This window comes from Hymenobacter terrenus, assembly GCF_000972495.1.
Classification (GTDB): Bacteria; Bacteroidota; Bacteroidia; order Cytophagales; family Hymenobacteraceae; genus Hymenobacter; species Hymenobacter terrenus.
Genome location: NZ_LATM01000004.1, coordinates 250,621 through 261,060, shown reverse-complemented (window position 1 = coordinate 261,060; position 10,440 = coordinate 250,621). Strand labels below are relative to the sequence as shown.

Annotated in this window: 9 protein-coding genes and 2 tRNA genes; 5 read left to right on the top strand and 6 right to left on the bottom strand. The window is 55.9% G+C overall.

Going from position 1 to position 10,440, the window contains the following annotated elements; genetic code table 11:
- Positions 1 to 345: Glu/Leu/Phe/Val dehydrogenase dimerization domain-containing protein (locus tag WX88_RS09270; protein WP_046244048.1), on the bottom strand; the 345-nt coding region annotated here is incomplete at its 3' end.
- A gap of 293 nt (positions 346 to 638) precedes the next feature.
- On the opposite strand from WX88_RS09270, the gene WX88_RS09265 reads away from it, so the two are divergent.
- Positions 639 to 2,423 carry an ABC transporter ATP-binding protein gene (locus tag WX88_RS09265; RefSeq protein WP_046244098.1) on the top strand — a complete coding sequence of 595 codons (1,785 nt, stop codon included), beginning with the start codon at positions 639 to 641 and terminating at the stop codon, positions 2,421 to 2,423.
- Between the two features lie 11 nt (positions 2,424 to 2,434).
- Positions 2,435 to 2,797: a VOC family protein gene (locus WX88_RS09260; protein WP_316932318.1), complete on the top strand. Its 363-nt coding sequence runs from the start codon at positions 2,435 to 2,437 to the stop codon at positions 2,795 to 2,797.
- A gap of 102 nt (positions 2,798 to 2,899) precedes the next feature.
- Here the strand turns inward: WX88_RS09260 and WX88_RS09255 are convergent, their stop codons facing one another.
- Both WX88_RS09255 and WX88_RS09250 read right to left on the bottom strand, forming a co-directional pair.
- The gene (locus tag WX88_RS09255; RefSeq protein ID WP_046244047.1) at positions 2,900 to 6,127 is read right to left on the bottom strand and encodes a TonB-dependent receptor; all 3,228 of its coding nucleotides are present in this window, start codon (positions 6,125 to 6,127) and stop codon (positions 2,900 to 2,902) included.
- Positions 6,128 to 6,405: 278 nt separating this feature from the next.
- Positions 6,406 to 6,873 (bottom strand): T9SS type A sorting domain-containing protein, encoded by a 468-nt coding sequence (locus WX88_RS09250; RefSeq protein WP_046244046.1) that lies wholly within the window; start codon positions 6,871 to 6,873, stop codon positions 6,406 to 6,408.
- A gap of 193 nt (positions 6,874 to 7,066) precedes the next feature.
- Here WX88_RS09250 and WX88_RS09245 point away from each other — a divergent pair.
- A tRNA-Pro gene (locus WX88_RS09245) sits at positions 7,067 to 7,140 on the top strand.
- Between the two features lie 102 nt (positions 7,141 to 7,242).
- Positions 7,243 to 7,316, top strand: a tRNA-Pro gene (locus WX88_RS09240).
- Between the two features lie 97 nt (positions 7,317 to 7,413).
- On the opposite strand, the gene WX88_RS09235 is transcribed toward WX88_RS09240, so the two are convergent.
- Complete coding sequence (locus tag WX88_RS09235; protein WP_046244045.1) at positions 7,414 to 7,935, bottom strand: hypothetical protein; 522 nt, start codon at positions 7,933 to 7,935, stop codon at positions 7,414 to 7,416.
- Positions 7,936 to 7,947: 12 nt separating this feature from the next.
- Positions 7,948 to 9,102: a zinc-dependent alcohol dehydrogenase gene (locus WX88_RS09230; RefSeq protein WP_046244044.1), complete on the bottom strand. Its 1,155-nt coding sequence runs from the start codon at positions 9,100 to 9,102 to the stop codon at positions 7,948 to 7,950.
- A 223-nt stretch (positions 9,103 to 9,325) separates the two neighbouring features.
- Here WX88_RS09230 and WX88_RS09225 point away from each other — a divergent pair, with 223 nt between their 5' ends.
- On the top strand, positions 9,326 to 9,808 hold the full coding sequence (locus tag WX88_RS09225) for an outer membrane beta-barrel protein (protein ID WP_156176029.1): 483 nt from the start codon (positions 9,326 to 9,328) through the stop codon (positions 9,806 to 9,808).
- A 103-nt stretch (positions 9,809 to 9,911) separates the two neighbouring features.
- Here WX88_RS09225 and WX88_RS09220 read toward each other — a convergent pair whose 3' ends face one another.
- On the bottom strand, positions 9,912 to 10,433 hold the full coding sequence (locus tag WX88_RS09220; RefSeq protein WP_046244042.1) for a GyrI-like domain-containing protein: 522 nt from the start codon (positions 10,431 to 10,433) through the stop codon (positions 9,912 to 9,914).
- Positions 10,434 to 10,440 lie beyond the last annotated feature (7 nt).

The following is a 10,440-nucleotide window of genomic DNA, read 5'->3' as shown; positions in this document are numbered from 1 at the left end:
GAGGTTCTTCACGAACCGACCAAACTTGCGCAGCAGCGCTTCCGTCTTCATCGTCTTCGCATCACCGATGATGACGGCCTTGCCGCCGCCCAGGTTCAGGCCGGAGATGGCAGCCTTGTAGGTCATCCCCCGCGAGAGGCGCAGCACGTCATTGAGTGCTTCCATGTCGCTGGCATAGTGCCACATGCGGGTACCGCCGAGTGCTGGCCCGAGCACGGTGTTGTGAATGCCGATAATGGCCTTCAGGCCCGTCTCGTGGTCGTGGCAAAACACGACTTGTTCATGCTGGTGCTCAGCAATTTGACCGAAAATGGCTTCTGGAGCCAGGGTTTGGGCTTCAATCATGGGGATGAGTGAATGGGTTGGTGGGAATTGGGAAAAGGATAGGTTGAGAACAGTGCAGCGTAACTTTGTTAGGTCTTATACGGAGAAACCGGAACGTCAAGGTTGTTAAACGCGAATGTCCTGTTGAGCGCAGCCGAAGCATCTCGCCCGCACAACAAGATTCAATCGTTTAACGAAGCACGCGAGATGCTTCGGCTGCACTTAGCAGGACGTTCTGATTGACCGTTGACCTAACGTTTCAGGCCGCAAAAGTACCCTTATTTTCCCAAACCGGCCCCTTTCCTGTCTTGTCCGTGCGCGCACTATCCGCTGTTAATCCATTCATTTTTCGTTATAAGTGGCATTTCGTAGCCGGAGTGCTTTTCGTAGCGCTGAGCACTTTGCTGGCCATTTTTCCGGCTCAGCTGGTGCGTTACGCTTTCGATTTGGTAAATGAAGGCATCGACCTCTATCATCTTTACGCTGGCACGCAGGCTCAGAGTGGCGTGTATCAGCTGTTTGGGCGCAACGTGCTCTTTTACGGGATGCTCATTATCGTGCTGGCCTTGTTGCGCGGCATCTTCCTGTTTTTCATGCGCCAGACGCTTATTGTAATGTCGCGGCACATCGAAAATGACCAGAAGAACCAGATTTATCAGCATTACCAGTCACTGCCGCTCAGCTTCTACCGCCGCCACAGCACCGGCGACCTGATGTCACGCATTTCCGAAGACGTGAGCCGTGTGCGGATGTACCTCGGGCCGGCCATCATGTATTTCCTGCAATTGGTGTTGCTATTCCTGCTCATCGTGCCGCTCATGCTCATGGTGAATGTGAAACTGACGCTGTACACCTTGCTGCCCCTGCCCATTTTGTCGGTTAGCATCTTCTATGTGAATAACTTAATTGAGCGAAAGTCCGACGAAATTCAGCGCGCCTTATCGGGCATGACCACCTTCGTGCAGGAAGCCTTTTCGGGTATTCGGGTCCTGAAATCCTTCGTGCGAGAGGCCGATTCGCACGCGCAGTTTGCGGCGGCCAGCAATGAGTACAAGGAGAAGTCGCTGAGCTTGAACTTCGTCAACTCACTGTTTTTCCCGCTCATCCTCTTCCTCATTGGCCTAAGTACTCTCATCACGGTTTGGGTGGGTGGGCAGGAAGTTATCCGAGGCACCATTACCACGGGGACCATCGCGGAGTTTCTGATTTACGTGAACCTGCTCACTTGGCCCGTGACGGCGCTGGGCTGGACGTCGTCATTGGTGCAACGGGCCGAGGCGTCGCAGGCTCGGATCAACGAGTTTCTGAACCAGAAAACCGACATTGTTTCGCGCCAGAACGCGCAGCGCGAGCTAGTTGGTGACATTGTGTTCGACCACGTTTCTTTCACCTATCCCGACACCGGAATTCAGGCTCTGAAAGACGTGAGTTTCCGGGTGCGGCCGGGCCAGACCCTAGCGGTTATCGGCAATACCGGCTCGGGCAAAAGCACGGTGGCCGCGCTGCTCTGCCGCCTTTACGATGTTTCGGCTGGCCATATCAAAGTTGATGGGACCGACGTGCGCGACTATTCTCTAACGGCACTGCGAGGCCAGATTGGCTACGTGCCCCAGGACGTATTCCTTTTCTCCGACACCATCCGCAACAACATTAACTTCGGCCTCGACCAACCCGAGGAGGCCCGGATGCTGCAAGCCGCCAAGGACGCCGATGTGTATGAAAACATTATGGCTTTTCCAGAAGGATTCGACACCAAAGTGGGAGAGCGCGGCATCACTCTCTCCGGTGGCCAGAAGCAGCGGGTGAGCATGGCCCGCGCCTTGGTGAAAGAGCCAAAAATCCTGATTCTGGATGACTCACTTTCCGCCGTGGATACCAAAACTGAAAATGCCATTCTCGGCAGCCTGCAGCGCATCATGGCTGAGCGGACCAGCCTCATCATTTCGCACCGCGTGAGTTCCGTAAAGCTGGCCGATGAAATTCTGGTGCTTGACGACGGCGTGATTGTGCAGCACGGTACCCACGAAGCCCTGATGACCGAAACCGACGGGCTGTACCGGGCGCTCTACGACCGGCAATTGCAGACTGAGGAAGCGTAATATATCTGCTTATGAACCAGCGTCTGGCCCACGTTGCGTTGCTCGTCCGCGACTACGATGAAGCCATTGCCTTTTATACCCAGGTATTGGGCTTCACTCTCATTGCCGACCAAGCCTTGGATGACAGTAAGCGCTGGGTACTAGTAGCCCCACCGGGCCCGACAGGCTGTAGCCTGCTATTAGCCGCCGCCGTAACCGAGGAGGAGAAACGTGGCATCGGTGGCCAGGGGGCCAGGCGGGTATGGCTGTTCCTGCACACCGACGACTTCTGGCGCGACTATGCCGCTCTGCAAGCCCGCGGCCTGCGCTTTCAGGAAGGCCCCTCGGACCGAACCTTACGGCCACGTTGCCGTCTTCGAAGACCTGTACGGTAACCGCTGGGACCTTCTGGAACCATTAACTAGCGAGCCTTCCGAAAAATAAAAACGCCCCGGCAGTTTTTGCCGGGGCGTCCAAAACGAATTGGGAAGCAGCGCTTAGTCAAAGATGTAGCGTACGCCCACTTGCGCCCGCCAGCGGCTAGCCAAGTCAGTGCTCGTGAAGAACGTCTGGTTGCCCCCGCGGAAGGTGTACTCCGGGGTGTTAGGAGTGGCCACGGAATAGTTGGTTTCGATGAGGCGGTTATTGCCCACAAACTGGCGGTTGCCCCAGCTGCGGTTGAGCAAGTTGCCCAGGTTGAGAATATCGAGGCTTAACTGCAAGGTATTCTTGCGCCCGCCGCTGGTTTTGATGGAGAAATCCTGGGCTAGCTTAGCATCGAGCTGGGTGTACCAGGGACTGAGGGCACCGTTACGCTCGGCATATTGCCCCCGACGCGTGCTCAGGTAGTCGTCTTGGTTGATGTAAGCGTCGAGCTGCTGCCATTGCTGGGCGGCGGTAACCACCTGACCGGTGGAAGTGGTGTAGGGCACCAAGTTGACTTGGTCAGGCGAAGCAGGCACGAAAATCAGGTCATTGCCGGAAATGCCGTCGCGGTTCAGGTCGCCGGCGTAGGTGTAGCTGAAGCGGTTGCCTTGGCCCGCCTCGAAGAAGAAGCCGACTGTGGTAGCCAACTTATCGTCGGCGTAAGCAAAGCGGCGGCCAGCAGCGGCAATAAAGCGGTGCTGCAAGCCAAAGTCGCTGAATGCGAGCTGCGGCTGGTTAGGGTTGCTAACCACCGGCAGGCGCTGGAAGGCATCGCCAGCAATTTCGCCAGGATTCGAAGTAATGTCCTTGGCTTGCGAGTAGGTGTAAGCGCCGGTAGCGTAGAAGCCGTTGGCAAACTCTTTGCGTAACTGGCCCGTGAGCGAATACTGGTAGCCTTTGTTGGTGTTTTCCAGCGCAATAACGCCGGCGTTGAGGGAGGTGAAGGTATTGCCTGGGCCGTTAAACACCGGATTGATGCGCGGTCCGCTGGCCGGGTAAATCAGGCGATTGTCGGCGCCGGCCAACTGCTGCGTGGGCGTTACGAGGTTGTAGTTGCGATGAATAGCGGCGTTACGGTCCTTCGAATAAATGGCTTCGATGGTGCCGATGATGCCGCCGGGAAGCTCCTGGTCAATGGCCAAGTTGGAGCGCCATACCTGCGGGAAGCGGAAGTCGCGGCCCGTAGAATTGATTTGAAAAGTGGAGCCACCGAAGGGAGGAGGAGCAAAATCAAACTGCGAGTTAGAAGCCTGGTTGCTGATCCACACAAACGGAATACGGCCCGTGAAAATGCCGGTGCCGCCCCGAATCTGAGTTTTTGCCCCGTCGCCCTGCGAGGTGTAGTTGAAGCCTAGACGGGGCGAAAACAACGGCTTCGAGCTGGGAAATTCCGATACGTCCACCTTTGTTGCCTCGCCCTTGGAATTCTGAAAAGTAGCCGCCGAAATCTGCGGGTTGGGCGCCACGTCGGTGCTGTAAATGGGCATGTCGGCGCGCACACCCAACGTCAGCTTCAGGGCAGGGTTAACTTGATACTCATCCTGTACATACAGGCCGAGTTGAGCCACAGTCACATCTACTTGCTTGATGGGTGCCCGGCCGCCATCGGCCGCTCGCGCGTTCAGGTCAAGGAAACCAGGCTGACCGGGCTGGGTGTATTTCAGTAGAGAATCTACTTCCAACCGCTGGTAGCCGTAGCGCTGCAGGTTGAAGCCGTTCACAAAGTTGAACCGCTCATAGTTAACGCCGCCAGTGATGATATGTGCCCCCGCGAAGTAGCTCAAGTTGTCCGTGAACTGATAGATGTTCTGATTCAGCAGGTTATTGGCCGAAAACTGTTCGGTGCCCACCGTGGTGTAGGTCGTGCCGCCCTGAGTAATGTCAATCTGGGGGAAGAACGTGCTAGAAGGCAGGTCGCGCTTGTCGCGGAAAGCTGAGTAGCTGGCCTGCGCCTTGTTGCTGAACTTGCCGTTGCCGAACGTGCTGTTCAACTCCGCCACAATGGAGTTCAGGTTGTTGTTAATGGTGTAGCCCGAGTTCGAAAACTGTAGCGTGTTCACGCCGGGCACCCGCGACGAGGGCGCGATGGCAATGGGATGCGGTCCCTGTTCGCGGTAGCTCTTGAGGTAGTTGTAGCGAATGGAGAAAGTATTCGAGGGATTGACGTTCCAGTCGAGCTTGGCCAGAATCTTATCCGAATACGTGCGGTAGTTGAACCCTTGGTAAACGCCGGGGTCGTAGCCGTACACCGACTGCAAGCGCTGGCGAATCAGATCCAAATCCGATTGCAGCACTCGGCTTACCCCGTTGAGCTGGCCGCTCTGGGCTTGTTGCGCTTCGGCCGCGCTGGTCGCGGGCCGGAACGTCTGGCCGGGGTCGGTCTGGCGGGTCAGTTCCGCGTTGGTAAAAAAGAACAGCTTGTTTTTAATGATTGGCCCGCCCAGCGCGAAGCCAGACTGGTTGAATTGTAGGTCGGGATTTTGAACCTTGGCGCCTTCAATTCGCTCGCCAATCAGGTTTTCGTTGCGAAAGAAGGTGTAGGCCGTGCCCTTAAAGTCGTTGGTGCCGCTTTTGGTTACGGCATTGATGCCAGCACCAGTGAAGCCGCCCTGCCGCACGTCGTACGGTGCCAAGCTCACCTGAATCTGCTCGATGGCATCGAGCGACACGGGCTGAGAGCCAGTCTGGCCGCCGGGAGTAGGCGAGTCCAGCCCAAACGAGTTATTGAAGATGGAGCCGTCGAGCGAGAAGTTGTTATACAACGTATTCCGCCCACCAAAGCTCTGGCCGCTGGCCTGGGGTGTAAGGCGCGTGAAGTCTTCCTGCGAGCGGCTGATGGTGGGCAGCGTCCTAATAGCCGTCGAGCTAATGTTGGTCACGGCTCCTGTACGGTCAGGGTTGATTTGACCGTCACGATTGCCACGTACTACCACTTCGTTAAGCTTCTGAGCACCGCCTTCACTTAGCGTGACGCGGGTTTCGTAGGTCTTACCGAGGGCCAGTTGCACGTTGTTTTCTACGAATGTCTCGTAGCCGACAAAGGAAACCTTAATCTCATAAGGACCACCGATGCGCATGTTGAGCAAGTCGAATTGCCCATTGTCCCGCGTGGCGTTTCCGTAAGTGGTGCCCGAAGGTAAGTGGGTGGCTATCACGGTAGCTCCTGGAAGCGGCTGACCTTTGCTATCCAGTACTAAGCCCTTTATCGCAGACGTAGTGACCCCTTGCGCCCACGAGCAGTTAGTACTCGCAAAGAGCACTAAGCTAATTATTACCAGCAGTGTAGTTCTTGTCCTCATAAAAGCTTTGTGGTTAGTTCCAGGTATTTCCCAGGATTAGACTACAAAGCTAATATTAACAAAATGTGAAGCAGAGGTACGTAACAATTTGTTAATGAAAACTAACAAATTGTATATCAATAAACAACATAAATCCCCGTTCGTAAACAGCAGCATGTCAACACTCCAACGCGGTTGGGTAGGTAAACGAATTGCTTCATCTACCCAGCCGCGTCGATACTTGCCCAAGTATAGAATAAATCAGGCTTGCCTCTACTAAACTGCCGATAACAACTGGCTTATTGACCTATCATAACCCGACGCATGCCTGTTTTTTCATAAGCGGTGCAACGCACAATGTAGGAGCCAGCAGGCAGTTGGCGCACGTTGAGCACGGCGGGGGCTTGGCCATTCATCATGGTATGGGTGATTACCGGGCGGCCACTCACATCAGTTACCTCCACGCGGGTGGGGCCTGGGTTGTCGGTCTTCACGGTGAGGCGGCCGGCGGCCGATTCCGCTTTCACCTTAATAGCATTGGGATTGGCAGCTGGCGTTTCGGGGGCGCGGGCAATTGTAGTGGCAGTTGGTGCAGGCGTCGCTATGCCGGCTGGTGGTTGGGGAGCTACTACACCATTCGGCAGGATGGCTTCTTCTTTAGCTGGAGTAGTTGGGACTACGGTAGCGCTGGGCGTAGTAGTAGCTTGAGCGTGAGCGGCTGCAGGCGCCAAGGCGCTGGCCAGCATCAGTAGTAATAACTTTTTCATAGTAATAATAAGTACGAATTGAGCAGAAGTAAAATTGCTATTGTAAAGCTAAGCAATTCTGGGGCCGCTTATCATTACTGGTGCCATGTGAGAGGACAATGAGTGTATAATAGCCGTTTTGGCAAAACTTTATTTGATTTTGGCTTGCGCCATACTTGAAAAAGGCTTTACCTTTGTCGCTCCAATTACCAATCGGGGTGTAGCGTAGCCTGGTATCGCGCCAGCATGGGGTGCTGGAGGTCGTAGGTTCGAATCCTGCCACTCCGACGGAAGAGCAGCTGCTCTCTAAAGCCTCCGAACTTCCGGGTTCGGAGGCTTTTTTCGGCCGCAAATTGGAACAAGAAACAGGCCGCCCCATAGGCCTGCTTTCGGGGTGTAGCGCAGCCCGGTAGCGCGCGTCGTTCGGGACGACGAGGCCGTAGGTTCGAATCCTGCCACCCCGACACTTAAAGCTATCAATCGAAAGAGCCCGCTGACCAATCGTTCAGCGGGCTCTTTTCATTAGCAGTCCAATTCAGGGAATGAGTGGACCAACTTGGGTTAGCGATAGCGGCCTGTTCGTGAAGGAAGACGCTTGCCGCTTTTACCGCTGCTCAGGAGCAGGACCGTGCCGGCGACTATGGTTGTGGCAGTTGCCAGCTTCAGTATCAGGCTTTTCTTGTCGTATTTCCACTGGGCGTTGTAGCCTTTCTCGGCGAAAATATTCGGGACGTGGCCGTGGGCGAGGTCGTCGAGGACGCCTTCTACTACGTTGACGCGGTCGGCGAGCAGCAAAGGGAGCCAGTGGAGATAGCTGTTTTCGCTGTATTTAAAAGCAAACCGCCGAATCATCCCGCTGAGCCCGCTGGGAGGGGACGAGGTGCCGAAGACTGCGGATACGTTCGGGCGCTCATTGGAATGCAGCACCTCGATATCAATGGGTTGCTGTGCGGGGCGCTCCCAGGTATACCCTTGGTGGTCCTGGGCGGTGCGCTGCCGCATGGGATAGGTGGGGTCGTTTTTCGGGTCGGCGTCGATGCCCCAGCCGTTGATTTGCGGGTGGTCTTTGGTGGTTGGTTGCATGGTTGGGGGGCTTTACATCCCGGCGGACGGGGGAATGAGAACGGGTTTGATGCAATTATCCAGCTTGGCGGAGAAAATGCGGTAGCCATCGGCTACTTCCTCCAGTGGCAGGCGGTGGGTAATCAGTGCCTTGGGGTTGAGCACGCCGCTCTGCACATGGTCGATGAGGCGGGGCAGTAGGCGTTTTACCGAGGACTGGTTGGCGCGGATGGTGATGCCTTTGTTCACCACGTTGCCAATGGGCACGAGGTTGTCGGTGGGGCCGTATACGCCCACTATGGAAACAACGCCGCCTTTGCGCACGGCATTGATGGCCCAGTGCAGGGCCGTGGCGGAGCCGGCTTGCAGCAGCGTTTTGCGGCCAGTAATGGTTTGCAGGGCATTGCCGGCGGCTTCGGCCCCCACGGCATCAATGCACACGTCGGCTCCAATCCAATCGGTGGTTTTCTTGATAAATACGACGGGGTCTTCCAACTCCCGGAAGTTATAAGCTTCGCAATTGGCATAGTTGCGCACAAATTCCAGGCGGTAATCGACGTGGTCGATGACGATGACGCGGCCAGCGCCAAACAGCCAAGAACACCGGGCGGCCATGATGCCTACCGGGCCGGCCCCGAAAACCACCACCGTATCGCCGGGCTGGATGCCCGCCATTTCGGCCGCCTGGTAGCCAGTGGGCACCACGTCGGTTAGCATCACGGCATCGTCGGGGTCCATGCCGGGTGGGATGACGGTCGGCCCCACATTGGCGTAGGGCACGCGAGCGTATTCGGCCTGGCCGCCGTTGTGCCCCCCGGCGGTGTGGGAGTAGCCATAAATGCCGCCGACTGCGGTAGCCTCCGGGTTCGACTCGTGGCAGTTGCCAAACAAGCCCTGCTTGCAGAAAATGCAGCGGCCGCAGGCAATGTTGAACGGTACGAGCACGTGGTCGCCGACTTTTACTTTGGTTACCTCTGAGCCGATTTCCTCCACTACGCCGGTGAATTCGTGCCCAAACGTCATCCCCACTCGGGTGTCGGGTACGTTGCCGTTGTAGAGGTGCAGGTCGGAGCCGCAAATACAGGAGCGGGTGACCCGCACGATGGCATCTTCGGGATGCTTTATCTCGGGCATGGGTTTCTGACTGGCACGGACCCGCTTGGGGCCCCTAAAATTCATAGCTAGCATATGAGTCCTGTAAGGTTAGGTGAGCAGCTGAGCGGCTGTTGAACCGCGGTGATGCCTGAGGGTGCGGGCCATTTGGCTGGCTGCTCCAGCATCATCTTGGTACCCTTAAACTCTACTGGAATGCTTTTTTAAGGTTTCTATAAGAGGTTTGGCGGGAAGTAATTAAGTAATAATACAGGCTCTTTTATTGGGCGCTAAGTATAAAGACTGAGTAACCCCCTCGGTGGGCTACTTCTTTGCCGACAATCTGGCAATTGGTCTACAACTAAGCTACGCGGCTACAAAATCTTCGGTAAAATTTACCGGTCCAGGAACCTCTAGCCCTAATTCCCTAGATGCCGCTACTCAGTATCGGATAGGACCATACCTACAGTATTATAAAATGCTCAGCGAGCAATTTGGCATATTAGGGACGCTTGGCGCAGGCTACCAGAATACATTCACGCCATCGTACGCCAGCAACTTGAATAATAACATCATAGAGACCAAAGGCAATGGTTTCTATGCCGGAATAACTCCCGGCGTCATTTTCTTCCCAGTTCCCAAATTTGGTATCAGTGCCTCAATTGGTAGCTTAGGCTATGACCAATTGAACCAGGAGCGTAACAACGACCCGGACGGAACGGAAAGAAAGGTTAGCAATTTTGGGGCGAGGTTTGGCTTGAGCGAGCTTCTCTTCGGGGGTACCTACTACTTCGGCCGCTAGTCTGAATAAAGCGTCAATAAAAAACCCTCAACTATTTAGTTGAGGGTTTTTTATTGACGCTTAGCCCCGCTAACTGGTTTTTACTGACAGGAAATAGCCAACCTTATTTGACCCCAACCCACATTTCGGAGGCTTCATTCTCGCTGAAGCGCTCCAGGTAAAAATCGCCGCGCTGCGTGAGCTTCTGGGCTTTTATGGCCTCCAGGGCGGCGGGGTAGAGCTTGTTGGGGGCCAGCAGGTAGCTCACGCCGGTGAGGCGGGCTACCATGACGCGCTGGCCGGCAGGCACGAGGCGGTAGCGGAAGCCGGTGGGCAGCGGCCGGGTGGTATCTGCTGCGGTCAGGCCGATGAAGGCGGTGATGGTATCGTGCGTCGTTTCGGGGTTGTTGAGGTAGAGGTTGGTCAGGTCGCCCTGGAGGCGGGCCTGCGCTTCTTTGGCCTGGCGAAACAGCTGGCCAAATTTCTCGTCGCGCACCGAGCCGTGGAAGGGTTGGCCGGCCAGGTAGAGCGGGGCGGAGGTGGTTTCGAGGGCAACGCTGGGCTCGCGGGTGCCGCCTAGGTACACATAGGCGCCGGCCGCGACCAACGTGAGCAGAATGATAGCGAGAAATAAATAGCGGGTCATTTTACGG

Excerpts from the sequence above, each read along its gene's own strand:
- WX88_RS09260 (WP_316932318.1), top strand. The coding sequence starts at position 2,435 with ATGAACCAGCGTCTGGCCCACGTTGCGTTGCTCGTCCGCGACTACGAT.
- WX88_RS09255 (WP_046244047.1), bottom strand. The coding sequence starts at position 6,127 with ATGAGGACAAGAACTACACTGCTGGTAATAATTAGCTTAGTGCTCTTT.
- WX88_RS09250 (WP_046244046.1), bottom strand. The coding sequence starts at position 6,873 with ATGAAAAAGTTATTACTACTGATGCTGGCCAGCGCCTTGGCGCCTGCA.
- WX88_RS09235 (WP_046244045.1), bottom strand. The coding sequence starts at position 7,935 with ATGCAACCAACCACCAAAGACCACCCGCAAATCAACGGCTGGGGCATC.
- WX88_RS09230 (WP_046244044.1), bottom strand. The coding sequence starts at position 9,102 with ATGCTAGCTATGAATTTTAGGGGCCCCAAGCGGGTCCGTGCCAGTCAG.
- WX88_RS09220 (WP_046244042.1), bottom strand. The coding sequence starts at position 10,433 with ATGACCCGCTATTTATTTCTCGCTATCATTCTGCTCACGTTGGTCGCG.